Annotated in this window: 16 protein-coding genes and 6 pseudogenes; 4 read left to right on the top strand and 18 right to left on the bottom strand. The window is 62.0% G+C overall.

The features are described 5' to 3' along the window. Window positions 1-100: 100 nt before the first annotated feature. The 3 genes from pyrE to LDP01_RS21070 are packed head-to-tail and all read right to left on the bottom strand — an operon-like array spanning window position 101 to window position 3,274. Entirely contained in the window at window positions 101-685 is a 585-nt protein-coding gene (gene pyrE / locus LDP01_RS21080) for an orotate phosphoribosyltransferase (protein WP_216922127.1), read from the bottom strand. Window positions 686-741: 56 nt separating this feature from the next. Continuing rightward, entirely contained in the window at window positions 742-1,998 is a 1,257-nt protein-coding gene (locus LDP01_RS21075) for an FAD-dependent oxidoreductase (protein ID WP_224094013.1), read from the bottom strand. Continuing rightward, on the bottom strand, window positions 1,991-3,274 hold the full coding sequence (locus LDP01_RS21070; protein WP_224094010.1) for an MFS transporter: 1,284 nt from the start codon (window positions 3,272-3,274) through the stop codon (window positions 1,991-1,993). Before LDP01_RS21070 ends, LDP01_RS21075 begins: the two co-directional genes overlap by 8 nt. A gap of 48 nt (window positions 3,275-3,322) precedes the next feature. Here LDP01_RS21070 and LDP01_RS21065 point away from each other — a divergent pair, with 48 nt between their 5' ends. The 4 genes from LDP01_RS21065 (at window position 3,323) to LDP01_RS21050 (ending at window position 6,970) form a co-directional block, all read left to right on the top strand. Further along, window positions 3,323-4,144 carry an IclR family transcriptional regulator gene (locus tag LDP01_RS21065; RefSeq protein ID WP_224094008.1) on the top strand — a complete coding sequence of 274 codons (822 nt, stop codon included), beginning with the start codon at window positions 3,323-3,325 and terminating at the stop codon, window positions 4,142-4,144. Window positions 4,145-4,275: 131 nt separating this feature from the next. Further along, entirely contained in the window at window positions 4,276-5,382 is a 1,107-nt protein-coding gene (locus tag LDP01_RS21060) for a cupin domain-containing protein (protein WP_346658952.1), read from the top strand. Continuing rightward, a complete protein-coding gene (locus LDP01_RS21055) occupies window positions 5,379-6,203 on the top strand; it encodes a fumarylacetoacetate hydrolase family protein (protein WP_224094004.1) in 825 nt (274 codons plus the stop codon). The genes LDP01_RS21060 and LDP01_RS21055 overlap by 4 nt, the downstream gene beginning before the upstream one ends. After that, window positions 6,203-6,970 carry a maleylpyruvate isomerase family mycothiol-dependent enzyme gene (locus LDP01_RS21050; protein WP_224094002.1) on the top strand — a complete coding sequence of 256 codons (768 nt, stop codon included), beginning with the start codon at window positions 6,203-6,205 and terminating at the stop codon, window positions 6,968-6,970. The genes LDP01_RS21055 and LDP01_RS21050 overlap by 1 nt, the downstream gene beginning before the upstream one ends. On the opposite strand, the gene LDP01_RS21045 is transcribed toward LDP01_RS21050, so the two are convergent. From LDP01_RS21045 to LDP01_RS20980, 15 genes and pseudogenes are all read right to left on the bottom strand, one after another. Beyond that, entirely contained in the window at window positions 6,971-7,984 is a 1,014-nt protein-coding gene (locus tag LDP01_RS21045; RefSeq protein WP_224094000.1) for a LacI family DNA-binding transcriptional regulator, read from the bottom strand. A 156-nt stretch (window positions 7,985-8,140) separates the two neighbouring features. Then, window positions 8,141-9,425, bottom strand: a pseudogene (gene mmsB, locus LDP01_RS21040) (multiple monosaccharide ABC transporter permease). A 5-nt stretch (window positions 9,426-9,430) separates the two neighbouring features. Then, the gene (mmsA, locus tag LDP01_RS21035; RefSeq protein ID WP_224093996.1) at window positions 9,431-10,960 is read right to left on the bottom strand and encodes a multiple monosaccharide ABC transporter ATP-binding protein; all 1,530 of its coding nucleotides are present in this window, start codon (window positions 10,958-10,960) and stop codon (window positions 9,431-9,433) included. Window positions 10,961-11,125: 165 nt separating this feature from the next. Next, window positions 11,126-12,250, bottom strand: a complete 1,125-nt coding sequence (gene chvE / locus LDP01_RS21030; RefSeq protein WP_224093994.1) for a multiple monosaccharide ABC transporter substrate-binding protein — start codon at window positions 12,248-12,250, stop codon at window positions 11,126-11,128. A 371-nt stretch (window positions 12,251-12,621) separates the two neighbouring features. After that, window positions 12,622-14,908 (bottom strand): annotated as a pseudogene (locus tag LDP01_RS21025) (gluconokinase, GntK/IdnK-type). Next, window positions 14,898-16,127, bottom strand: coding sequence for a D-mannonate dehydratase ManD (gene manD, locus LDP01_RS21020; RefSeq protein ID WP_224093992.1), 1,230 nt, complete (start codon window positions 16,125-16,127; stop codon window positions 14,898-14,900). Before manD ends, LDP01_RS21025 begins: the two are co-directional and overlap by 11 nt. A gap of 154 nt (window positions 16,128-16,281) precedes the next feature. Next, a complete protein-coding gene (locus LDP01_RS21015; RefSeq protein WP_224093990.1) occupies window positions 16,282-17,646 on the bottom strand; it encodes a mannitol dehydrogenase family protein in 1,365 nt (454 codons plus the stop codon). Then, window positions 17,643-19,050: pseudogene (uxaC, locus tag LDP01_RS21010) on the bottom strand (glucuronate isomerase). Before uxaC ends, LDP01_RS21015 begins: the two are co-directional and overlap by 4 nt. A 92-nt stretch (window positions 19,051-19,142) precedes the next feature. Beyond that, window positions 19,143-19,502 carry a LacI family DNA-binding transcriptional regulator gene (locus LDP01_RS23530; protein WP_263433796.1) on the bottom strand — a complete coding sequence of 120 codons (360 nt, stop codon included), beginning with the start codon at window positions 19,500-19,502 and terminating at the stop codon, window positions 19,143-19,145. Between the two features lie 115 nt (window positions 19,503-19,617). Further along, window positions 19,618-20,073 (bottom strand): annotated as a pseudogene (locus tag LDP01_RS23525) (LacI family DNA-binding transcriptional regulator); the annotation flags it as partial. Window positions 20,074-20,422: 349 nt separating this feature from the next. Beyond that, a pseudogene (locus LDP01_RS21000) lies at window positions 20,423-21,590 on the bottom strand (Gfo/Idh/MocA family protein). Window positions 21,591-21,614: 24 nt separating this feature from the next. After that, a complete protein-coding gene (locus LDP01_RS20995) occupies window positions 21,615-22,451 on the bottom strand; it encodes a sugar phosphate isomerase/epimerase family protein (protein WP_224095106.1) in 837 nt (278 codons plus the stop codon). Window positions 22,452-22,537: 86 nt separating this feature from the next. Beyond that, window positions 22,538-23,414: pseudogene (locus LDP01_RS20990) on the bottom strand (ATP-binding cassette domain-containing protein). Beyond that, entirely contained in the window at window positions 23,411-25,300 is a 1,890-nt protein-coding gene (locus tag LDP01_RS20985) for a dipeptide/oligopeptide/nickel ABC transporter permease/ATP-binding protein (protein WP_224093988.1), read from the bottom strand. Before LDP01_RS20985 ends, LDP01_RS20990 begins: the two are co-directional and overlap by 4 nt. Further along, window positions 25,297-26,238 carry an ABC transporter permease gene (locus LDP01_RS20980; RefSeq protein ID WP_224093987.1) on the bottom strand — a complete coding sequence of 314 codons (942 nt, stop codon included), beginning with the start codon at window positions 26,236-26,238 and terminating at the stop codon, window positions 25,297-25,299. The genes LDP01_RS20985 and LDP01_RS20980 overlap by 4 nt, the downstream gene beginning before the upstream one ends. Window positions 26,239-26,240: the final 2 nt, after the last annotated feature.

The following is a 26,240-nucleotide window of genomic DNA, read 5'->3' as shown; positions in this document are numbered from 1 at the left end:
TAGCATAGGCTTCGCGGGCACTGCCTTACAGCCCCGTAGTTCGTGCACGGTTGTTGCCCCTAAAATACTCTTTTAGGGGCATCCCCCGTACACAAACTCCCTAGTTGAGGCCCAGTTCGTCCTTGCCGAAGGCAAAGAGGTAAGGCACGCCGGTTTCGGCTTCGATCTTCTCTTTGGCGCCGGTGTCACGGTCCACGATGACGGCGACGGCAACCACATTGCCGCCGGCCTTACGGACGCCCTCGACGGCGGTCAGTGCGGAGCCGCCGGTGGTGGACGTGTCCTCGAGGACAACCACGTTGCGGCCCTCAACCGAGGGACCTTCCACCTGGCGACCCATGCCGTACGACTTCTGGGCCTTGCGGACAACGAAAGCGTCCACGGCACGGCCGGCGTCGGCAGCGGCGTGCATGACAGCGGTACCCACGGGGTCGGCACCCATGGTGAGTCCGCCAGCGCACTCAACCGGGATCCCGGCGTCGTCGATCATTGCCAACATGACCTGGCCCACCAGCTTGGAGGCTTCGTGGTGCAGGGTGATGCGGCGGAGGTCGATGTAGTAGTCAGCTTCCTTGCCGCTGGAGAGGATCACCTTTCCGCGGACCACCGCCAACTCTTTGATGAGTTCAAGAAGGCGGGCACGGGCAGTTGCAGTGTCTGCAGCGGGGGTACTGGTGGAAGTCATGGCTTCTATTCTACGTAAGGCACCGGGCCCGGCATTTCAGGCGGGAATCCGGCATTTCAGGCGGGAATCCGCTCCGTCTGGCTGGAAGGCGCCGGGACCAAAGCGGGGCTACCGTCGACGTTGCCTGCGTACAGCCAGTCGTTGTACTGGAAGTCGTTGTCCTTGCGGCTCTTGAACAGCAGGTTCCGCAGTACCCGGGCCACTCCGGACACGTGCCAGGATTCTCCCCAGATCCGTGCCGTGCGCTGGACCCGGGCGGTTCGGGCGGCCCGGACCGAGTTGAAGGAGCGAATGGCCTCGTCCCACGCATCCGGGTTGACGCCGTCGGCGGTGAAGACCGTACCGTTGCTGACGTCCTGCAGCACCGCCGCATCTTCGAGGGCTTGGCAGGCGCCCTGGGCGAGGTACTGGAGCATGGGGTGCGCTGCGTCGCCCATCAGGACCATGCGTCCGGCAACCCAGTTTTCTATCGGTTCGCGATCGTACATGGGCCAGCGGATGCCCGTGCCGAGGTTGGCGAGCGCTGCTTGCACGGCGGGGACGCAGTCCTTGTAGGCGGCCTGGAGTTCGTCCACTCCCCCGTACTGTTCTTCACCGCGCTCAAACGACGGCGATTTGAAGACGGCCACGGTATTGAGCAGTTCGCCCTTGCGCAGGGGGTACTGCACCAGGTGGCAGTCCGGACCGAGGTAGACAACCACATCCTCCAGGTCCGTGGCGGGGGTTTCCGCGGCGATGGGCACCGTGCCGCGGTAGGCAACGTAGGCGGAGGAAACGGGCTGGTCTGCTGCTACGAGCGGCCGCAGCGTCGACTTGAGACCATCGGCCCCGATCACCACGTCTGCTTCATAGTCCACACCAGCCGCGGTGTGGACAACACCGCGTCCGTTTACGGTTTCAACGCTGTCCACCATGACATCGTTGACCAGCTTCACGCCCGCCGCTTCACATCCTTCGAGGAGCACGCGGTGAAGGTCGCTTCGGTGGATCACCACGTATGGGGCGCCGTAGCGCTCCTCAAACCCGCCCCTCAGGCTCTGGCGCGTTAGTTCCTCGCCCGTGACTGCGTCGCGGAACACCAGGTGCTTGGGCTGGACTCCGATCTCCAGCGCCTTCTCCAGCAAACCCCAGCGTTTCAGGACGCGGGAGGCATTGGGGGCCATCTGCAAGCCCGCGCCTACCTCACCGAACTCCGGCGCCCGTTCCACGAGCGTGACGTTGGCACCGTTTTCACGCAGGGCCAGTGCTCCGGCCAGCCCGGCCATACCCCCTCCCACAACCAGGACATCGGTGGACGTGGTGTATTCAGACATTGCTTGCTCCTTGGGAGATTTTGGTTTTGATGGTGAATCTGACGGCGGCCAACAGGACCGCTGCAATGGCGGCGGCACCGGCGAACGCGAGGAAGTTGGAGTTGACGCCGAGACCGGCGGCAAGCAGGAGGCCACCCACCTGCGGCGCAACGACTGCGCCAATGCGCCCGGTGCCGAGCGCCCAGCCAAGTGCTGTCCCCCGCAAGTGGTCCGGATAGTGGCTCGCCACCGCAGCGATAATGAGGCACTGCGTGCCATGGGTTCCGACGCCGGCAAGCACCAAAGCGAGGTACACCACCGTGACCGGCGGGCCGGCCAACAGTACCGAAAGCCCGACGGCGGCTACTGCGGCTGCCGCTATCGCCGTCGGAATTGGACCGAAGCGTGTGCCCGCCCAAGCGGTGATGACCGAGCCGGCGACTGCGCCGAGGTTCAGCGCGAGGGCGAAGGTCAGCGCCGACCCCAGGTTGTAGCCAGCCAACTGCATGAGGTTGGGCAACCATGTACCCAACCCGTACCAGGCGAACAACGTAGCGATGGTAGCCAAGGCGAAGAGCATGCTGACACCCAGATATGGTGCGCGGAGCAGGGAGCCGAAGCCGGCGGGCTCTTGAAAGTCCTTGCCGCCGGATCCTGTGGATACGAGCGTCTCCGGAAGGTATCTCAGCCCGAGCGGCACCACGATCACCAAGGCCACCACAGCCACTAGGAACATGGACTGCCACCCGAAGGCAGGAATCATGGGAATGCCCACCAACGCGGCGATGGATCCACCGATCGGGACGCCGGACATCATCAGTGTGGCAATGGTGGACCGCCACTTTGCCGGGACCAGTTCAGCCACCAACGCGTTGGCGGACGGGACCAGCCCGCCGAGACCGATGCCGGCGAGGAGTCGCAACGATCCGAAGACGGCCGCGTTGGGTGCCAAGGCGCAGAGGACGGTGAACACCGAGAAGGCGATCGCGCAGCCGAGGATGGTCTTGCGCCTGCCCCACGAATCGGCCATGCGGCCCGCGAAGATGGCGCCGATCATCATGCCGAGGAACGCCATGGAACCGATGGTCCCTGCTGTTGCCTTGGTGAGGCCCCAGCCGGTTTCGGAAATCAGGGAGGACTGCACGGTGCCGTAGACGATGAGGTCGTAGCCGTCGAAGACCACCAGCAGCCAGCAGACCAGCACGGCGAGTGCCGGGCCTTTGGAGAAGCGCGGGGCCATGCGGCCAAGGTCGGCAGTAGGCCGTTGCGACGCTGCAGCGGGAAGTGTGTGATTCATCCCACCACTGTCAGGTGAACAGCAACCGCAGCACCATAGAATTCTGTTGTGCAGAACAAGCCCGCCACCCAGTCCAGCCGGAAGCCCGTGCAGAAGCGGCCCACGTATTCCATTGAGGCGGTAGACAACGCCTTGCAACTCCTCCAACTCCTACGCGACGGCGGCGCGCTCCGCCTCAAGGACGCAGCAGCAGAGCTCGGGGTGGCTCCCTCAACTGCCCACCGGCTCCTTGCAATGCTCGTTTACCGGGGCTTCGCGGTGCAGGACGAGAACCGGCGCTATGTCCCGGGACCGGCCATGGGTGTCGGCCCCGCCGGCCTCAGCTGGACCAGGCTGCTGAGGGATTTGGCGCTGCCCCATATGGAACTCCTGTCCGCACGGCTCGATGAGACGGTCAACCTGATGGTCCGTGTGGGCACCAAGGTCCGCTTCCTCGCAACAGTGGAGGGGAGCAACGTCCTGCGCATCGGAGACCGTCAGGGGACGGTCATGCCGGCGGACAAGACCTCCGGCGGGAAAGCGATGCTCGCCGAACTGGAACCCCCGATGATCGAACAACTCTTCCGCAGCCAGAATGCCGAAATAGGCGGCGACACCATCCCGGACGCAGAGTATGCCGCCTTTATCCGCGAACTGGACAGCATCCGGAACAACGGTTTCGCGGCCAACTTCGAGGGCACGGAGGAAGGAGTCAGCGCCCTCGGCATGGCACTCCACAACGGGCACGGGCAGGTAGTCGGGGCATTAACCGTCGCCACGCCTGCCACCCGGTTCCGCAAAGTGTTCGACGCCGGTTTGGTCGCCGCCCTGCGGGAAAGCTGCCGACAGCTGGAGATCGACATCGCAGCCAACCCGGCAGAACCCGGATAACGAATTCTGCAGAACAGAATATCCTCGGGATCACTGGCGGTAATCCGTAGGGTCGAACTACGCCAAAACTGTTCGACCCTATCGAGGAGGCCTACGTGTCCATCAGCGCCGAGAACACGACTCATGAATCTGTGGCCGCCAGCCACGCCCTGCCGGAGCCGACCCCCGAGGAACAGGCGCAGCTGGAGCAGCTGTACAAGGACTTCGAGTCGGAGAACCTGATCCCGTTGTGGACGGAGATCGGTGACCTGATGCCGATGGTCCCAAACCCGAAGGCCGTCCCGCATGTGTGGCGTTGGAACGATCTGTACCCCCTCGCTGCGCGTGCCGGGGACCTGGTGCCCGTTGGCCGCGGCGGGGAACGCCGCGCCATTGCCCTGGCCAACCCGGGCCTGGCCGGCACGCCGTACGCGACGCCGACACTGTGGGCCGCGATCCAGTACCTCGGCCCGCACGAGGTGGCCCCCGAGCACCGGCACTCCCAGAACGCCTTCCGGTTCGTCGTCGAAGGCGAAGGCGTCTGGACGGTCGTAAATGGCGATCCTGTGGCGATGCGCCGCGGCGACTTCCTGCTGACCCCGGGCTGGAACTTCCACGGCCACCACAACGACACCGACCAGCCGATGGCATGGATCGACGGGCTGGACATCCCCTTCGTCCATTACGCGGACGCCGGGTTCTTCGAGTTCGGCACCGAACGCGTCACGGACGAAGCCACGCCGGACATCTCGCGCTCTGAACGCCTCTGGGCCCACCCTGGCCTCCGTCCGCTCTCCGGCCTGGAGGACACCACCAACTCCCCCATCGCCGCATACCGCTGGGAACACACCGACGCAGCCCTCCGTGAGCAGTTGTTGTTGGAGGACGAGGGCCACCCGGCCACCGTCTCCCAGGGCCACGCCGCCATCCGGTACTCAAACCCCACCACCGGCGGGGATGTCATGCCCACCATCCGCGCCGAATTCCACCGCCTCCGCGCCGGCGCCACCACCGAGCCGCTTCGTGAGGTTGGTTCCAGTGTGTGGCAGGTCTTCGAAGGCACCGGCACCGTTGTCCTGAATGGCGAGACCAAACACCTGGCCAAGGGTGACCTGTTCGTGGTCCCGTCCTGGCAGGAGTGGTCGCTGCAGGCCGACGCTGTTTCACAAACTTCGTTTGATCTTTTCCGTTTCAGCGACACCCCCATCTTCGAACGACTGAACTTCAACCGCAGCTACACCGAAGGACGCAAGCAATGAGACTCCTCACCCTCCGCACCGCTGAAGGCACCAAAGCTGTCCGCCAGGACGGCGACACCCTCACCGAGATTCCCGGCTTCGCCGACGTCGGCGCGTTGCTGGCCGACCCCGCATGGGAAACCATTGCGAAGGCGGCCAACGGCGCAACGCACGCGCTCGACGGCGCCGACCTCGCCGCCGTCGTGCCTGCACCAGGGAAGATCATCTGCGTGGGCCACAACTACCGCAACCACATCAAGGAAATGGGCCGGGAGATCCCCGAGTACCCCACCCTGTTCGCGAAGTACCAGGAATCCTTGATCGGCCCGAACGATGACCTGGCGTTGCCGCAGGAATCGGACACCGTGGACTGGGAAGCCGAGCTCGCGGTGATCATCGGCAAGAAGGGCCGGCGCATCACAGAGGCGGACGCAGCTGACCACATCGCGGGGTACGCGGTCCTGAACGACATCAGCATGCGCGATTACCAGTTCCGCACCATCCAGTGGCTCCAGGGCAAGACGTGGGAGGACTCCACTCCGTTAGGCCCTGCCCTCGTCACCAAGGACGAATTCACCGCCGGCCCGCTCATGACTTCCGCCGTGGACGGCGAGATCCAGCAAAGCACTCCCACCGGCGACCTCGTGTTCACCCCCGAATTCCTGGTTTCCTACATCTCCACGATCATCACGCTGAACCCGGGCGACGTGATCGCCACCGGGACCCCCGGCGGCGTCGGGCACGCCCAGGACCCCAAGCGGTACCTGCAGGAAGGCCAGCTGCTGGTCACCACCATCGAGGGCCTGGGCCAGCTAAGCAACCGCGTGGTCAAGGAAGCCTGATGGTCGCCCGCCACGATCTCGCCACCGATCCGCGCCTGCAGGAAGAACTCCTGCAGGCGCGGCGGGGAACCGCCTTCTTTGCCCGGAAGCTCAATGAACTTGCCGACTCAGAGCTCGACGGCGCGTCGCTGCTGGCCGGCTGGTCCCGCCGCCACGTTGTAGCACATGTGGGCTACAACGCCCGTGCGATCGCCCGGCTCGTGGAATGGGCCGCCAGCAGTGTGGAGACACCGATGTATGCCTCGCCCGAGGCCCGCAACCAGGAAATAAACTTCGGCGCCACGCTTTCCCCGATTGCGTTGCGGAACCTCTTCGACCACTCCGCAGTGCACTTGTCCGTCGAATGGCGCGACCTCCCGGACGCGAACTGGGCCCACGAAGTCCGCACCGCCCAAGGCCGCACCGTGCCAGCATCCGAAACAGTGTGGATGCGCACCCGCGAAGTGTGGGTTCACGCCGTGGACCTGGACAGCGGCGCCACCTTCAACGACATCCCTACGTCGGTCCTTGAACGTCTGCTCAAAGACATCACCAGCGCCTGGAAAATCCGCGGCACCGACACCGGACTTCTCATCAAGGTCAACGACACTGCCGGGAACGGCACGAGCCTTACGTTCGGCGACACCACCGCTGGAGAGCCGACGATCATCACCGGCCCCCTTCCCGCCGTCGTCGAATGGGCCGCAGGCCGCGGCAACAGCGGCATCACAGCCGCCGGACCTGGCGCCCCAACGCAGGAAATGCCGGCCGCGCCGGCATGGATCTAGCTACAACGCAGCGGGTGGAGTTGGCGGCGCCGTAGTCGAGCGGATCACCAGGCGGGGATTCACGACCTGGTCCTCGTTGCCTGCTTCACTTTCCAACTGCTGGAGTAGCGCGGACATGCAACGGCGGCCGAGTTCTTCAAAGTCCTGCTTGATGGTAGTCAGCGGAGGCAGGAAGAACGCAGCTTCAGGTTGATCGTCATAACCCACCACACTGATGTCTTCAGGGACCCGCAACCCGGCTTCCTGGAGGGCGCGAAGGACTCCCACAGCCATTTGGTCGTTCGCAATAAAGACAGCAGTGACAGTTGGCTGATCCTCGAGCTTGCGCTGTTCGATGAGCGCCAGGCCTGCTTCATATCCCGAGGCGGCATCCCATCCCCCTTGGAGAAGAACGTGCGCCTCCAAGCCCGCATTGCCGAGTGCCTCCTGCCATCCCTTGATGCGCTCAGCCGCGTCAATCCAGTGCGTCGGACCGGAAATGTGTCCGATGTGGCGGTGTCCGAGCCCGATGAGATGTTCCACCGCCAACCGCGCTCCCAAACGCTGGTTCAGTGAAGCACCCATCAGTTCGTTCCCAGTTCCGGCGCCCACGGCCACCATGGGAAACGGGACGATGACGTCACGGAGGGCGGCCAGGACATCCGGATGGGGTACGAGGATGACCACGCCCTCCACTGACTCGTTGCGGAAATGGGCGATGGCGTCGTTGATGCTGTCGCCTGTTACTTCGCGGAGGTTGGCGATACTGACGAAGTAGCCCGCTTCCCGGCCCGCCTGTTCAACTCCCAGCAAAGTATTGGCAGGTCCGTACTGGCCGGTTTCGCAGGCAAGCACGCCTATGGTCCGGGACCGCCGCGTCACCAAGCTGCGTGCGGCCGTGTTGCGCCTGTAGCCAAGGCTCGCGATAGCCGATTCCACGCGTTCCTTGGTTTTGCTGCTGACATTGGGGTGGTTGTTCAGGACGCGGGAAACAGTCTGGTGCGAGACCCCGGCCAACTTGGCTACATCCCCCATGACGGGTGGCCTGCTCGGTGTTGCCCCGGGAGACATCCGCACCTCACTTTATGGATTCGTATGGCGGGCTTGGACAGGATTGGCCCGCATCCGGCTCTTCACTCTGAGCAGGACAGCTCAGCTCGAGCAGGATGCAGGCCAATCCAGGGATTCTTGCTATTTGACGTCTACCCGCACAGGTTCAGTCTTGGCAGGTTTGGTAGCTTCGGTTGCCGGAGGCGTGGTCTTCCACTTGAAGCGGCGGCTGATTGATGATCCTCCACCAGCACCTGTCCGGTTCTTGTTGAAGATGTCGAAGCCGACTGCAAGGAGGAGAACCAGGCCCTTGATGAGCTGCTGGTAGTCGGTTCCCAGACCCAGGATGGACATACCGTTGTTCAGGACGCCCATGATGAGGCCACCGATCATTGCTCCCGCAACGGTACCGATGCCGCCTTGGACGGCCGCGCCACCGATGAAGGCGGCAGCAATGGAGTCCAGTTCAAAGCCGGTACCGCCAGCAGGCTGGGCAGAGTTCAGTCGGGCTGTGAACACCAAACCAGCCAACGCGGCGAGGACGCCCATGTTGACGAACAACCGGAAGGTTACCTTCTTGGTCTTTATGCCGGAGAGCTCTGCTGCATGCAGGTTGCCACCAATGGCGTAGGTGTGGCGCCCGAAGATGCTGTTGTTCATCAATGCCGAGTACAGGATCACCAGGACTGCCAGCACGATCAGCACGATCGGCGTTCCACGGTAGCTGGCCAGGAGGAAGGTGATGATCAGCATCAGCACAGCGATGAAGCCGTTCTTGACGGCAAACCATGCCATCGGCTCGTTCTCAAGGTTGAACTTGCGCCGGACACGGCGCTCCTTGATGGCTTGGAAGAGAATGGCTGCGGTGCCGCCGACGCCCAGGATGACGGTCAGCCATTCCAGTACGGAGGTGCCCCCGGAGATATCGGGGAGGAAACCTCCACCGAGCGCCCGCAACTCGTTGGGGAACGGGGTGATCTGCTGGTTCTTCAGGGTGATGAGCGTCAGGGCCGCGGAAGATGAGCATGCCGGCCAGGGTGACGATGAAGGCTGGAATGCCCACATAGGCAATCCAGTAGCCCTGCCAGGCACCCACCAAGGCACCTACCAGGAGGCAAGCCGGAATGGCCAGCCACCACGCCCAGCCCCAGTGCACGATCATCACGCCGGCCACAGCACCGATGAACCCGGCGATGGATCCGACGGAGAGGTCGATGTGGCCGGCGATGATGACCATCACCATGCCAATGGCGAGGATCAGGATGTAGCTGTTCTGGACCACCAGGTTGCTGACGTTCTGCGGTTCAAGCAGGATGCCGTTCGTCAGGACCTGGAAGAGGATAACGATCAGGATCAGGGCGACGAAGATGCCAACCTGGCGGAGGCGGCTTGTGAGGAAGCCAAGGGATTCTCGTAGGGCGGACATGTTGGCTATTCCTTCTCTTGAGTCATGAAGTGCATGAGGGTTTCCTGGGTGGCCTCGGCGATGGGGACCTCGCCGGTGATGTGCCCTGCGGACAGCGTGTAGATCCTGTCGCAAATGCCCAGGAGCTCAGGCAGCTCCGAGGAGATCACGATCACGGCTTTCCCGGCGGCTGCGAGTTCATTGATGATCGTGTAGATCTCGAACTTGGCGCCAACGTCGATGCCCCGGGTTGGTTCGTCCAGGATCAGAACGTCCGGATCCGAGAACATCCACTTGCTCAGCACCACTTTCTGCTGGTTACCGCCGGAGAGCTTGCCGGTGATGGCTGCCACGGACGGCGCCTTGATGTTCATGCTCTTGCGGTAATGGTTGGCGACGGTGGTCTCTTTGTTGCCATCAACCCAGCCACGTTTGGCCAGCTTGTTCAGCGCCGCCATGGAGATATTCCGTTTGATGTCCTCGATCAGGTTCAGGCCATAATGCTTGCGGTCCTCGGTGGCGTAGGCAATGCCATGATCGATCGCGTCGGAAACCGTGGAAGTGTTGATCTCTTCGCCGTACTTGTAGACCTTGCCCGAAACGGCGCGTCCGTACGTCCGGCCGAAAACGCTCATGGCCAGCTCGGTGCGGCCCGCGCCCATAAGGCCGGCCAAGCCCACCACTTCGCCCTTGCGGACGTTCAGGGTGGCGTTGTGCACAACGATGCGGCTGTGGTCCTGGGGATGCTGGACGGTCCAGTCTTCAATGCGGAGGACTTCCTCGCCGATGTTCGGAGTCCGGTCCGGATAGAGGCTTTCAAGGTCACGTCCCACCATGCCGCGGATGATGCGTTCCTGGGTGATCTGGCCCTGGTCCAGGCGCAGCGTCTCAATGGACTTGCCGTCACGGATGATAGTGACGGCGTCAGCAACCTTGCGGATCTCGTTGAGTTTGTGGCTGATGATGATGCTGGTGACGCCCTGGCCCTTGAGGTGCAGGATGAGGTCCAGCAGGTGGTCCGAGTCTTCATCGTTCAGTGCAGCGGTTGGCTCATCCAGGATGAGCAGCTTCACCTCTTTGGAGAGCGCCTTGGCAATCTCCACGAGCTGCTGCTTGCCAACACTGATGTGCTGGATGGGTGTGACCGGGTTTTCGCTCAGACCTACACGGGCAAGCAGCTTGGCGGCTTCGAGGTTGGTTTTCCGCCAATCCACCCAGCCGTTGTTTGCCAACTCGTTGCCGAGGTAAATGTTCTCAGCGATGGAAAGGTACGGGCTAAGAGCCAGCTCCTGGTGGATGATCACGATCCCGCGCTTCTCACTGTCGGAGATGCTGTTGAATTCGCAGGGTTCGTTCTCAAAAAGGATGTCGCCGTCAAAGGAGTTGTGCGGGTAGACCCCGGACAACACCTTCATCAGGGTGGATTTCCCGGCGCCGTTCTCTCCACAGATGGCGTGGACTTCGCCGCGGTTTACATCCAGGGTGACATCCTGAAGGGCCTTGACCCCGGGGAAGGTCTTGGTTATTCCTCGCATTTGAAGAATGGGTACGTTCATCGTCAATTCCCACTGACTGGTTGGAACTTGGCCTGGCCGGGGATTCGGCCGGCTCATGGTGGGTTGTGGCCCCGCCCCGCTTTAGCAGCGCCTGGCAGCGCCTGGCAGCGCTTGGCAGCGCTCTGGCAGCGCTCTGGCAGCGGGACCACAACCCGAAGGAAGTGCTTACTTGACGTCGGATTCCTTGTAGTAGCCCGAGTCGATGAGTTCCTTCTTGTAGTTGTCCTTGGTGATGATGACGGACTTCAGGAGGAAGGCCGGAACAACCTTGACCTTGTTGTTGTAGGTCTTGGTGTCGTTCGTTTCCGGCTCGTTGCCCTTGAGCACGGCGTCAACCATCTTCACGGCCTGAGCTCCGAGCTGGCGGGTGTCCTTGAAGATCGTGGAGTACTGCTCGCCGGCGATGATGGACTTCACGGAGCCCTTTTCGGCGTCCTGGCCGGTAACTACCGGCAGCTTTCCGGTGGAGTAGCCACCCGTGCTGGTCAGGGCCGAGATGATGCCGATAGACAGGCCGTCATACGGGGAGAGCACACCGTCCAGCTTGGTGCCGGAGCTGTAAGCCGAGGTCAGGATGTCTTCCATGCGCTTCTGGGCAACGGGTGCCTGCCAGCGCAGGATGGCTGCCTGCTCGAACTTGGTCTGGCCGCTGGGAACCTTCAAGGTGCCTGCATCCAGGTACGGCTTGAGGGTGTCCATGGCGCCAGTCCAGAAGAAGTTGGCGTTGTTGTCATCCGGGCTTCCGGCGAAGAGCTCCACGTTGAACGGGCCCTTGCCATCAACCTTCTTGCCACTTGCGTCCACCAGGCCAAGGCCGGTGAGCAGTGACGTAGCCTGCTGGACACCTACGGTGTAGTTGTCGAAGGTGGTGTAGTAGTCAACGTTCGGTGTTCCGTTGATGAGGCGGTCGTAGGCGATGACCTTAACGTTCTGTTCCTTGGCCTTGGCCAGGACGTCGGTCAGCGTGGTGCCGTCAATTGCTGCGATGATCAGTGCCTTGGCGCCCTTGGTCAGCATGTTCTCGATCTGGGAGACCTGCGTAGGGATGTCATCGTTGGCGAACTGAAGGTCAGTCTTGTAACCAAGGTCCTTCAAGGATTTCTCAACGTTGGCGCCATCGGCAATCCAACGCTCGGACGTCTGGGTCGGCATCGAAATGCCTACCAGCGAATCGCTGGGCTTGGCGGTGCTGCTGGATTCTGCAGCTCCTCCGCGGCTCCCGCAGCCCGTGGCTCCCACGGTCAAGGTAAGGACAACCGCTACGGCGCCCAGGAGTTTCTTTAATCTCACGATGCTCTCCTTCCGCGGCAGCTTTGCCGCGAACTCTGATGCAGCCGGAGCATCTGCGCGTCCGGCACGGTGAAGCTGGGTTGGCCTGTGTGCTGGGGGCGGCACATGCCACTTCAAGGTGATACGACTGCCATTGTGAACGCTAACAATACCGTCGGTCAAGTGGATTGGATCACAATTTGGTTATAACGCTACTCGGCAGTAATCCCTGCGGGAAATTCTTGACTTGAATCGTTGTTAGCGTTCACAATTGGCGCGCGTTCGCGTTCCCTGGGAAAGGAAGAGCCCGGCACCGCCTTGTGGGCAGTGCCGGGCTTGCAGTGCTCCACCGTGATGGCGTGGAGGAGCACGTCCCCGCCGAAAGTGGGGAGCTAGAGCCGGGTGTCGAACGAATCGCAGAAGACGTTCTCGTTGAACGTTCCCTGGAACTCGGACTTACCTTGGATTTTCAGGATGGTGGCACGGATGGCCTCGCGCGTTCCTGCGTGAGCGTGAATGGCGGTCTTGACCATGGGTACATCGATCAGATGGTTCGGCTGGTTCAGGGAAACAAAGACAGTGGGAACTTCCGTGGCGTACCAAGGAATTTCAGCAGCCATGGGCGAGGACCACTTGATCCGTATTGCCGCCTCCTGCGCGAAGCCCTTGACGTTGGCAAACACGAATGCGGCGTCGTACTTCTCTGCGTAGTCGCCCGTTGCTTCCTCGGCGAGCACCCTCATGAAGTTCATGCCGGACTCCCCCGCAGCTTCACGCTGCTCCGCAGTTTTGAATACATGCACTTCAAACCCCGCGGATTCCAGTTCCTCCTTGACCATGTCCAAATAAGCCAGCGGATCTGCGCGGGTAAAGTCCGCCCCGCCCGAAATGCCATAGAGCCGGATGCGTTTGTGCGTCCCGGGCGTGATGGGCAGGTTCCGGGCCGTGTCCTTGACAAGCGTGACGGTCTTGTCCGCAACGTCTGCGGCAATTGCACGGTGCGCGTCGCTGCCGATGACGGCCAATGCTTCTGCGGACGGCACCAGATCGTCACGCTCAATCCGGTGCAATCCCAGCGTTGCCTTCAACCCCAGGATCCTGCGCAACGCATCGTGGAGACGGGCCCTCGGTGATGACGCCGGATTTGTAGCCGTCCACCATGTATTGGAAGTCCTCGTCGGGATTGCGGAAGAAGAGGAACATGTCGCAGCCGGCCGCTATGGTGGCAGGCACCAAATCGCGCCGCTTCATTGCCTGCGTCAAGCCGACCATGAGCGAAGCGTCCGTGAGCACCAGCCCGTTGAAGCCGAGCTCGCCTCGCAGGAGGTCCTGCAGCAGTTCAGGAGCCAGTGTCGCCGGCAACACCTCGGAGTCCGACAGCCCGGGACGGAAATGCCTGGACACCTCGGGAGCACCGATGTGCCCCACCATGATCGACTGCACGCCGTGCCCGATCATTTCGCGGTACACGTGCCCGTAGGTCTTGTTCCACTGGTCATAGTCGAGCGTGTTGTAAGACGTGACCACATGCTGGTCACGCTCATCAACGCCGTCGCCCGGGAAATGCTTCACGGCGCAAACAGTTTGCGACTCGCTGATTCCGTCGAAGTACTCCTTGGCACGCTCCACCACAATCTCCGGCGTATTGCCGAACGCCCGGGTGGAGATGACCGTGTTCCGCCAGTTGCAGTGGATGTCCACGATCGGCGCGAACGCCCAGTTACAGCCCAGCGCAGCCGTTTCGACGCCGGCAACCTGGCCCATTTGCCGGGCGATTGCCTTGTCCGGGTGTGAACCAGCCTGCAGGTGCGTGGCCACGAACGTGCCGTCGTCGCAACTGCCCGCTCCGCCCATCTCCGGGTTGGAAGCGATGAGCAGCGGGATGCGGGTTTTGGACTGCGCGTAACGGATGTGTTCCTGGACAGCCGCCGAGGGACCCGGCCGGTAGCGCATGCCGCCCACATGGAATTTCTCCAGCACGCTGTCGAGGTACTCCGGGGAGTAATCGTTGTTGTGGTTGATGAACAGCTGCCCGATCTTCTCCTCGAGGGTCATTGAGCCGATCGTGTTCTCCACCCATGCGACAGCTGCGTCATCAAGATGGAAGGGAGCAGCTTTGAGGTCCACCAGGAATGGCCTGGACGGCGCTTCAGCATGTCCACTCAAAGCCAGGGTCACTTCATCCACGATCTCCTCCACGGATAAGGCGATATCCAGGACTATTCCCGCTTCGTCGTCCTGCAAGGGCTCCAAAGTAGCTAATTGTGAATCAAGGAGCGAGGCTGGCATGAAGTGTCCGGGTCGGGCGTTCATGCGTTCATTCAGCAACTCGCGCGTGCCATACAGGTGCACGAACACCACGGATGGATCGCCGCTGCGGATGATGTCCCGGTAGGAGCGCTTGAGGGCGCTGCAGGCAATAACAAGAGCAGAGTTCGACGCCGTGAATCGCCTGCCGATTCCGGCCAACCAGGGTGCCCGGTCGTCGTCGTTCAGCGGAGTGCCCGAGGCCATCTTGTCGATGTTTGATTGCGGGTGCAGCGAATCGCCGTCTAGGAATTCAGCTCCGAGGCGTTCAGCGAGGGCGGCACCTACGGTGCTTTTGCCGCAGCCGGCCACGCCCATCACCACGATGTGGTGCCGGGCGTCGCCTGCCGAAGGAACCGGCTTACCAGTCATGGACCGTGCCGTCCACGAGGCGGTTGTACGGCAGGTATGCCTGCTGGTACGGGAACGCAGCGGCCGCTTCCTCGTTGAACTCGACGCCGATGCCGGGCTCGTCCCCGGGGTGCAGGTAACCGTCTTTGAATGTCATGGACTGCTGGAAGACCTCGTTGGTTTTGTCCGAGTGCTGCATGTATTCCTGGATGCCGTAGTTGTGGATGGCCAGGCCAACATGCAGCTGGGCGGCGAAGCCCACCGGGGAGATGTCCGTGGGGCCGTGGAAGCCGGACTTGATCTGGTACTGCGCGGCGAAATCCATGACCTTCTTCAGCGGGGAGATACCGCCAAAGTGTGTGGAGGCCGCGCGGACGTAGTCGATCAACTGTTCCTTGATGAGGGTCTGGTAGTCCCACACGGTATTGAAGATTTCACCGATGGCCAGCGGCGTTGTGGTGTGCTGGCGGACAAGGCGCAGCCCCTCCTGGTTCTCGGCCGGGGTGCAGTCCTCCAACCAGAACAGGTCGTACGGTTCCAGTGCCTTGCCCAGCTTGGCCGCCTGGATGGGCGTCATCCGGTGGTGGCCATCGTGGAGCAACGGAATTTCCGGGCCGAACTCATTCCGCACGGCTTCGAAAACCGTCGGCAAGTGACGCAGGTACGCGCGGGTGTCCCAATCCTCCTCCAACGGGAAGTTCCCGCGGCCGGCCGGCTCGTAGTCGTAACGCTCGCCAGACGCCTGGGCCTGGGCGGCCACACCGTACACAGCCTTGATGCCCGGGACCGCGGTCTGAATTCGGATGGACTTGTAACCGAGTTCCAGGTGCTCACGGACCGAGTCGAAAAGCGAGGGAATGTCCGAGCCGGAAGCATGGCCGTAGGCCCGCAGCCCGTTCCGGGACGCGCCACCCAGCAACTGGTAGACGGGCATGCCGGCCACCTTGCCCTTGATGTCCCACAACGCCATGTCCACGGCAGCAATCGCGGCCATGGTCACCGGGCCCCGGCGCCAGTAGGAGCTGCGGTACAGGAACTGCCACGTGTCCTCGATCCGGTGCGGATCCTTCCCGATCAACAGCTGCGCAACATGCTCCTTGAGATAAGCGGCGACGGCGAGTTCCCGGCCGTTCAGCGTGGCATCACCAATACCCGTCACACCATCCTCGGTGGTGATACGCAGGGTGACGAAGTTCCGGGAGGGGCTGGTCACGAAGACTTCAGCGGCAATGATTTTCACAGCTTTTCCTTTCGGGATTGGGCTGGGTTGAAGGGTTCCTTCTCGCCTCAATGCGATATTCACCACAAATACTGAATACGAGTCTAGAATTGTTTGCCATTTTTGGCAATCGGTTGCCAGCGCGACAACCGCGCGAGCCCCGGAAAAGGGAAGCCTAGGCTGCTGTCCCTGTCCCGGCATGGTGAGCGGCCCAAACCGAGGTCAGCTCCTGGATCAGCTCCACGACTCCTGGCTCATCGGCAAGGTCTGGATCCAAAAGCCCCAGCAGCGCCGCAACCCGGGCACCTCCGGAGAGTTCATTGGCAGCCGCAATACCTGAAGCCCTGGGATCCTGAAGCCCAGGATTCAGCGCGATGTAGGCAGACCACACCGCGATCATTCTCGCCGCAGCAGTGCCGCTTCGCCCCGCGGCGCGCTCCGCACGGAGAACCGGCAGTGCACGCATCCGGAGCTTGGTGCTGCCGTCCATGGCAATCTGGGCCAGATGATGTGCGATCCGGGAGTTCCCAAAACGTTCAAGCAATGCAGTCCGGTATTCAGGGATATGGAGTTCCCCGCGGGGAAGGTGCCTGGCGGCTTCGTCCCAGAATTCCTCTACCGCTTGACGGCATACCGCATCGCCCAGGGCCTGGGCCACTGTGGTGTGGCCGCGCAACTGCCCTGCGTAAGCAAGGATGGAATGCGCGCCGTTGAGGAGCCAAAGTTTGCGGTTTTCGTAGGGTTCGATGTCATCCACGAAGACCGCTCCAGCGTCTTCCCAACGTGGACGCCCGAGGGGGAAATGGCCGCTCAGCACCCAGTTGCGGAACGGTTCAGTCACCACCGGGGCTTCGTCCCTGTACCCGCACTGCTCACCGATCAGAGCAACATCGTCAGCCGTAGTGCGGGGCGTGATGCGGTCCACCGATGTGCTGACAAAGCTGACGTTGTTGTCGATCCAGGCGGCGAGTCCGGGGTCAAAGCCCAGGGCGATTTCCGCTACGCCCGCACGGGCCACGTTTCCATTGTCAGAGAGGTTGTCGCAGGAAACCACAGCGAGGGGTCCGGCGTCGGCCTCCCTGCGGGCGGCGAGGCCAAGGACCAAGCGGCCCAACGGCGTCGTGGGTTGCTCCCCCGCGACCAACCGCGGAAGGTCATCCGCGCCGTGTGCGTAGGCTGCTTCCGTGATGGTCAGCGTTAGCACCGCTGTTTGCGGTGCTGAGACCAGTTCAACCAATCGTTCAATGTTGGCGCCGTCGATGGCTTCTACAACGCTGCCTACAACCTCAAAGGAATCCCCTGCATCGGATCGTTCCACCAACGTAAAGAGGCCGTCCTGTTCCGCAAGGACCTTGGCGACATCCGGACGACGCCCCGTGAACGAGGCGATGCCCCAGTCCCCTGCGTCGCCGGCATGCTGTGTGTACCAGGCCTGGTGCGAACGGTGAAAGGCCCCGAGTCCCAGGTGCACAATGCGCACGGGAGCCTTTTCAACCGCTTTGACCTCACGGTTCAATCGCCGGAGCCCATCGACGCTCATAGTTTGAACACCCTGCGTGGCGAGGAATCGACGACGTCGAGAATCAGCTCGTGTGCGCGGGCTTCAGTCACACGGTGCTCGGCTACAAGGCGCGCGAGGAAGGAAGCTTCAATCCTGCGGGAGGCGTCGTGCCGTGCGGGAATGGAGCAGAACGCGCGGGTGTCATCGATGAAGCCGGAGGACCGCGAGAAACCTGCGGTTTCCGTAACTGCGGAGCGGAAGCGCAACATGGCATCCGGAGCATCGAGGAACCACCACGGCGCACCGATGAAAACAGACGGATAGAAACCGGCCAACGGCGCGAGTTCACGGGAAAAAAACGGTCTCATCGAGGGTGAAGAGCACCAAGTGGAAATCCTTGGCCGTGCCAAAGTCCTGCAGCAACGGACGGATGGCCTCGGTGTAGTTCACCGCGAACGGAATATCGTGGCCGGTGTCCGCACCAAAGGACTCGAACGTGGGGCCATGGTGATTCCGGTACGAGCCAGGGTGGATGGTCATGACCAATCCGTCGGCCACTGACATGCGTGCCATCTGGTACATCATGTGGGCCTCGAACGCATCACGATCCTGGGCTGTAGCCTTGCCGGCACGGGCACGTTCAAAGAGTGCTTCAGCTTCTGCGGTTTGCAGTTTGAGCGTGGCAGGCGTGCGCACGCCGTGATCCGCCGAAACTGCGCCATGCTCAACAAAGTAGCGACGCCGGTTTTCCAGGGCCGCGATGTAGCCTGCATAGCCCGTTGCGCCGTCGGCGGCAGTTTCGATCAGACGATCAACGTTGGCGTTCCAGCTGGGATGCGCCACATTCAGATAAGCATCCGGTCGGAACGTGGGAAGCACCCGGCCGTTGAAGCTGGGGTCATTGGTGAGGGCCTTGTGGCTGGCAAGGTTGTCCAGAGGATCATCCGTGGTGGCCAGGACCTCAATGTTGAAGTCCTTGAAGAGCTGGCGAGGACGGAAGTCCGGCTCTACCAGCTTGGCCGCGATCGCGTCATAGCTGGCGTCAGCCGGCATCTCACTGAGGTCTGCGCCGAGTTTGAACACTTCGTGGAATTGGGTGCGCAGCCAGTACCCGGAGGCAGTGCCCTCGAACAGCGGCCAGGCCTGGACGAACTGCCTCCAAATCTCCCGTGAATCAGGCGCGGACGCTGTACCTGTGAGCAACTGATCCATCGGAACACCGTTGGCGTGGATCAGGCGTGTGACGTAGTGGTCCGGGCTGACCAGGAGCGCTGCAGGGTCAGGGAAGGGCGTGTTCTGTTCAAGGACAGCGGCGTCAACGTGGCCGTGCGGAGAAATGATGGGCAGGTCCTGGACGCGCTCCAGCAAGGAGCGCGCGATGCTGCGCGTGCCGGGATCTGCGGGCAGAAGCCTGTCAGGGTGTGCTGCGATGGACTGTGACATAGGTCAATCTTGCGGTTCACCTTGCCATCTTGTCAACCGGTTGCCAAAAATTGCCAACTCGTTGCAACAATCATTTGCCTAAACACTGGGGACTAGCTCAGCAGCCTTCCACTGGAGCCACGCACAACGAGCTCGGTCTCCACGCTCACAGCTTCGCTGGGGGCATCGTGGCCTTGCAGCATGTCCAACAGGATGGTCACGGCACGCGTGCCGCATTCCCCCAGGGGTGAACGCACGGTCGTCAGTGCGGGGGTGGTGAAGTCTGCGCCGAAAATGTCATCGAAGCCAACGATGCTGATTTGGTCCGGAACGCGCATGCCGCCAGCCTGCAATTCCTGCATCAAGCCGATGGCCAGGAGGTCGTTGTAAGTGATGACGGCTGTAGCTCCACTTTCCAGGACGTCGCGCGCAACTTGCCTGCCGCCGTCGACGGTTGGTTTGGACGATTCCAAACGCAGGGCACCCAGCTTTGACCACTCGCAGGCAGCTTTGACGCCCTCCCACCGGCGGCCCTGTCATCCAGGACTGGGCAGGCCCCGCGACGTAGGCAAGATTGGTGTGCCCATTGGCTGCCAAGCTGCGCACGGCCTCGCTGATGCCCTTGTTCACATCCGGAACGACGCACGGGACGCCGTCGATCTTGCGGTTAATGACCACCACAGGCTTGTCCGCCGAAAGGGCCCGGATGTGGTCGTCGTCCATGCGGGGACTCGCCAGGATCAGTCCGTCGACCGTGCTCAACAGGCGACGCGCCGCGGTGACTTCGGTCTCTGGCGACTCAGCGGATTCCGCCAGGACCAGCGTGTAATCGCGGGCCGATCCGCTGGTTTCGGCACCGCGGATGATGTCGAAAAAGGTGGGATTGGTAATGTCCGCGACAATCAAACCCATTGTCTGCGTGCGGCCAGTGGGGAGCGCGCGGGCGAACGGGTTCACCTGGTAGTTCAGTTGCGCAGCCGCGTCCTCGATAATTTTCTGTGTCTTGGCACTGACCCTGCCCGGCTTGCTGAGGGCACGCGACACCGTCGACGGGTTCACGCCCGCGAGCTTGGCGATGTCGTAGATCGTAGCGGAGGACTTTTCCCCCCGGCCACGCTTAGTGGGTGCAGTTGCTGCGGTGCTCGTCACGTCAGTCACCGCTTCATCCTAGACCGCTTGGCAACAAAAACGGCCGGTTGCCATCGAGGAATGCCAAAAACCCGGTGGAATGTGAGAGAGGAACGTCAAAAACCCAGTGGGATGTGAGAGAGGAACGCTAAAAAGCCGGTGGGATGTGAGAGAGGAACGCCAAAAAGCCGTCGGGATGTGAGAGAGGAACAGTCTGGATACTCCCTCACATCCCGGCGAGCCTCTACCGGCGCTCTACCGCGCTCTAGCGGCGCTCGGGGAACTTGCCCTCTTCCGCGATGCGCTTGTTGAGCTCCTGCAGGAATTCATCCTCGTCAAAGTCCAGCGAAACTTCCTTGCCGGTCCAGCTGGAGAGGTGGATGGCGTTGGCCAGGCGGACGCCGTTGATACCGTCCGAGCCCGGAGCAAGCAGAGGAGTGCCGTCAAGGATGTTGGCCGCAAAGTTCTCCAGGACACCGGCGTGCTGGCCGCCCCACGCAGACTCGAACTCGATCACCTCGCTGCTGTACAACTCGTCGCGGTTCAACTGACCCATAAAGAGCTTGCGCACGCCTTCCGTATCCATCGAATCACTGATTTCCCGCTCCGGCTTGACCAGCCGGGTGACTGTGGCCACCTTGCTGTCCTCCACCACGATCTTGCCCTGGTCACCGAGGATTTCGAATCTGTCGGTTCCCACGATGTCGTGGGTGGCCGTCACGAAAACGCCCGTGGCGCCGTCGCCATAGTCCACAACTGCGGTGACTTCATCCTCGACCGCGATATCGCGGCGGAAGCCATACGCCACCTTGGAGTAGACAGATTGGGGGACGCCACAGATCCACTGCCAGAGATCCAGCTGGTGCGGTGCCTGGTTGACCAGAACGCCACCACCTTCGCCTCCCCAAGTAGCCCGCCATTCGCTGGAGTTGTAGTAACCCTGCGGCCGCCACCAGTTGGTGATGATCCAGTTGGAGCGGCGGATCTTGCCGATCTCGCCGCCGTCGACGATTTCCTTGAGCTTCTTGTAGAGCGGGTTGTTGCGCTGGTTGAACATGATGCCGAAGGAGAGCTCAGGCTTGGAAGCGGCGAACTCGTTGAGTTCCTTGACCTGCTTGGTGTAGACCCCCGGCTGGCTTCTCCACCAGCGCATGAATGTCGCGCTTGAGTGATTCGATGCCCATCTCGGGGTGCAGGAAGTGCGGCACGCAGGTGATGACAGCATCAACGGCACCGCTTTCCAGCAGCGCAATGTAGTCGTCATAGAACGGGACGTTCGGGTACTGGGAGGCGGCAAGTTCCTTCTTGGCAGGATCGACATCGCAAATGGCGCCGATCTCCATGTTCGGGACCAAGCCGTCCGTGATGAACTTGGCGTAGGCGCCGCCTTGCTGGCCCAGGCCGATGATGCCGAGGCGTACTTTCTTGCTCATGAATGCAATCTCCTGTGTTGAAATCTAGAAAAGGTCGGCGTGGCCCATGGCCACCAGGTTGTCGTACGAGGTCTGGAGTGCGTCCCAGACGCTCCGGCCGTACAGTTCGTCCTGCTCCACAAGCAGATATTGGGCACCAGCGGCCAGGGCGGCAGGAATGATGGATGGGAAGTCCAGGTTGCCTTCGCCCACTTCAGCGAACTGCACCACATTCCGGAACTCCGCCATGAATCCGGGAAAGTCGCCCTTCTCCAGGAGCCCGAAGGACGATTCCGGCATCTGACCGATCCTGTAGTCCTTGAGGTGCACCATGGCAGTCTTGCCGGCGTACTTTTGGAGGGTGCGCACAGGGTCCAGGCCTCCGCGCTGCACCCAGTGGACGTCAATCTCCATACCCATGGCCGGGGAGTTCCCGGCGATGACGTCCAGCATGTACCTGCCATCAAACTTGGCGAACTCAATGTGGTGGTTGTGATAGTAAAGGCTGATGCCCTGTTCCTGGAGCCGTTCGGCATAACCGTTTGCTTGTTTGGCGAATTCCACCACCGAATCCAGGGATTTCATCGCTCCGAACGGAAGCATGCCGATGCGCAGCAGCGAGGTATCCAGGCGCTTGGCATCGTCCACGATCTTGTCGAAGTTCTCTGCCAGTGACTCCACCGGCATGCCCTTGCGGCCTTCAATATTGACTGAAAGCGCGGCGATATCCATACCCAGCTCCGTGCGGGACCGGTCCAGCTCGCCCACATTCTCCGGAGTCATCGGGATCTGGGAAATCTCGACGGCGTTATAGCCGATCGCACTGACCTTGCGGAGCGTTTCGAATGCTCCGACGTCAGCAAAACTGTCCTTCAGCATCATGGCTTGGACGCCTATTGTGGCCACTTTTTCCTCCGGGGTTTCCGGGCCCTTCCGGACCCTGGATGTGTCATGGGATGCCGGGCTGTTCAGGCCACGGCACCTTGCTGTTCGATTTGGCTAAGTTGGTTTGCGAGCAGCCGGTGGCGGTCTGCCCGGCGCTGTTCCTGGCGGTCAGGATCCGGCACGGGCGAGGCGAGCAACAGTCGCTGGGTGTAGGGGTGTTCAGGATCGCGGGTGACCACCTCGGCGGGGCCTTGCTCCACGATTTCACCGTGGTACATGACGGCCACGCGGTGGCTGATGTGCCGCACGACGTCGAGGTCGTGGGACACGAACAGGTAGGAAACCCCGGTGTCCCTTTGGATCTGCAGGAAGAGGTCCAGCACCCGGGCCCTGGGTGGAGAGGTCCAATGCGCTGACCGGTTCGTCGCAGACAATGAGTTTGGGTGACAGTGCCAACGCCCGCGCAATTGCAACACGCTGGCGCTGGCCGCCGCTGAACTCACGCGGTAGCCGGTGGATCGCGTCCGAGGGCAGGCCCACCTGGTCCAGCAGTTCCTTGACGCGCCTCTTGGCCGCTGCAGGTTCCATGCCCTGAACGCCCAGCGGTTCAGCCAGGATGTCTCCAATTTCCAGCGCCGGGTTCAGCGAAGTGTAGGGGTCCTGGAACACCACCTGAAGGTCCCGGCTCAGTGTCCGGCGTTCCTTGCGCGAGGCGTTGCTGATGTCGTTGCCTTCGAAAATCACCTTTCCGGACGTGACGGGTGCGAGGCCCAGAACAGCCCTGCCCAAGGTGGTCTTGCCCGATCCGGACTCCCCCACCAGGCCAAGGGTCTCGCCTTGGCCAATGCTGATGTTGATGTCCGTAAGGGCCCGGAAGGGCTTGGCCCTGAACCGCTTGCTGGGGTACTCCACCACGAGGTTGTCCACGGATAGTAGCGGGGAGCTTTGTACGGGGCTCATGCGACGGGCTCCTTGTCCTGTGATACAAGCATCGTCATGGGGGTCTTTCCTTCGAGCATGGATCCAAGAAGGGTCTGGGTGTATGGCTGTTTCGGGTTTCGGAGGATGTCCCGGACGGTTCCCTCTTCAACAAGCCGCCCGTTCTGCATGACAACAACACGGTCGCAGAGGTCGGCGACGACGCCGAAGTTGTGGGTCACAAGGATCACACCGATGTTCAGACGCTGCTGCAATTCGCGGAGCAGGTCCAGCACATCCGCCTGGACGGTGACGTCCAGCGCCGTGGTGGGTTCGTCAGCGATGACCAGGTCCGGTTCGCAGCTGATGGCACCGGCGATGAGCACGCGCTGGGCCATGCCACCGGAAACCTCGTGCGGGTAAGCGTTAAAGGTCAATTCCGGGTTGGCAATGCCGACGTCGGTGAGCAGTTTGAGCGCACGCTGGCGGGCTTCTGACTTCGAGATTCCCAAGACACGGACCATGGGGGTGACCAGCTGGTAGCCAATGGTGAAGGCCGGGTCCAGGTTGCTCATCGGTTCCTGCGGAATGTAGGAAATCCTCCTGCCGCGCAGCTTGGACAACCGCTCCTGGCTGACGCGGTCCTCGCCCGGGGCCACGGTGTAGCTACCGTCGAACTGGATGGAGCCGCCCACAATCCTGGCGTTGTCCGGGAGCAGGCCCAGGATGGAGAACGCGGTCTGGGACTTGCCCGAACCCGATTCGCCCACAATGCCCAGGATCTCGCCGCGGTCCACGTGGAACGAGACGTCGTCCACCACCTTCTTGATGGAACCATCAGCCTGCGGATATCCGACGCCGAGGTTGGTCACCTTGACCAGGTGATGCTCAGTCCCGGTCTCGACGGCGGCCACGGATTTGCGTGACTGGCGCGCCTTGGCGGGTTCCGCCGTCGTGCGTTCTGCAGCGTTGCGTTCGGCTTTGGCGACCTTCTTCTTGCGGTGCTTGATCTTTTCGCCGTCTTCCAGGGCATCGCGGATAGCGTTGCCAAGCAGGACGAGTCCACCGATGGTAAGTGCCATGGCAAGTGCCGGCCAGAGAAGCAGGGTTGGGGTGAGATAGACGTTCTTGAAGCCCTCCGAGAGCATGACGCCCCATGTTGCTTTGGTGGGATCACCAAGGCCCAGGAATTCAAGGCCGGACTGGATGGCAATGGCCACGCCCGCGATTGCTGCGGTCTGGATGATGATCGGTGCGCGGACCACGGAGAAGATATGGCGCGCGATGATGCTCAGGTCCGAAAGGCCGGAGACACGTGCGGCATCCACGTAGAGCTCGTTGCGGACCGACTGGACCGCGGTGCGTGTCAACCGGAAGTAGGACGGGCTGATGAGGACACCGAAGGCGATCATGGAAATCCACACGGATGGACCGAACGCCGCGCGGATGGTGAGCAGAACGATCAGGCCGGGCAGGCTCATGAGGATGCTGACCACCCAGTTGGAGACCGCTTCGAACTTGCCCGCGTAGTAGCCGGCGATCAGGCCTGCGGGAAGTCCGATGGCGATCGCCACGCCTGCGCACAGCAGGGCGGACAACAGGGTGAGCTGGGCGCCGAAGAGCAGGCGGCTCCAGGTATCGCGGCCTGCACTGTCAGTCCCCAGGATGTTCACGGAGTCCGCCGGTGCCAAGGTCTTGGTGATGTTCGCGAAGTTCTCCTCAAACGGAGCCAAAACCGGGGCGAAAATAGCCAGCAACGCGATGCTTCCCAGGATGACCAGCGAGGCGATACCCAGGGGGTTCCTGAGGAGGCGGCGCATCATTCCGGAACGCACCACGGTACCGCTTTGTCCATCGGGGGCCTTCGCTGCCACACCCATGGAGTCGGGACTTGCGGAAATTGCCGCTGAATCTACGGAATCGCTCATGACACACGTACTTTCGGGTTGAGCCAACCATTGAGAATGTCCACCAGGAGGTTCACCACGATGACCACCACCACGGTGTACATCACCACTCCCATGACTACGGGAAGATCGGACTGGCCTGTTGCGGTAACTGCGAGGGGACCCATTCCTGGAAGGGCGAAGATCTGCTCGATGATCACCACGCCTCCCAGCATGCCGATCAGTTGCAGGCTCAATACTGTGAGGCCTGCCGGAGCGGCGCTGCGGAGCACGTGCTTGAACAGGATTTCACGCTCGCCAATGCCACGGCTGCGCAAAGTCCGGACGTAGTCACGCTCGAGCTGCTTGATCACGGCACTGCGGATTTGCTGTGCCCCGCCGGTCACTCCATTGATGAGCAGGGCGATGACCGGAAGGGTCATGGAGTACACCCAGGCCTCGGGTCCCACCTCGGGAGAGATAGTGCTGGTAGCCGGGAAGAGGCCCAGCTGGATGGCAAGGATAGTCACAAGGAACACGCCGATCACGTATCCGGGGATGGAGTCGCCGATGATGGCGCCAACCTGGACTGCCCTGTCAACCCAGCCGCGCTTTACCGCTGCAGCAACGCCGATCAGGGCTGCGCAGATGGCGATCAGGATCATTGCGGCGAAAACCATGGTCATGGTTACCGGGATCCGGGTGGCCAGGGAGTTGGCCACCGGCTCCGAGGTGAACCAGGAGGCTCCAAGGTTTCCGCTCAAGGCATCGCCCAACCAGGCGAAATAGCGCGTTGCAAGTGGCTGGTCGAGACCGAGCTCCTGTTCCTTCATGGCCACCTGTTCAGGTGTGGCTTGGTCACCCAGGATATTTTGGGCGATGCTTCCGCTGGAGGTGTACAGCAGGATGAAGGTGAGCGCCGAGACTACGAACAACACCACCAGACCGCTGCCCAGCCTTTTCGCAATGAACTTGATCATGG

The sequence above is a fragment of the Arthrobacter sp. StoSoilB13 genome, assembly GCF_019977255.1.
In the GTDB taxonomy this organism is placed as follows: domain Bacteria; phylum Actinomycetota; class Actinomycetes; order Actinomycetales; family Micrococcaceae; genus Arthrobacter.
The sequence above is the reverse complement of the archived record's forward strand: the minus strand, read 5'-3'. Positions and strand labels throughout refer to the sequence as shown.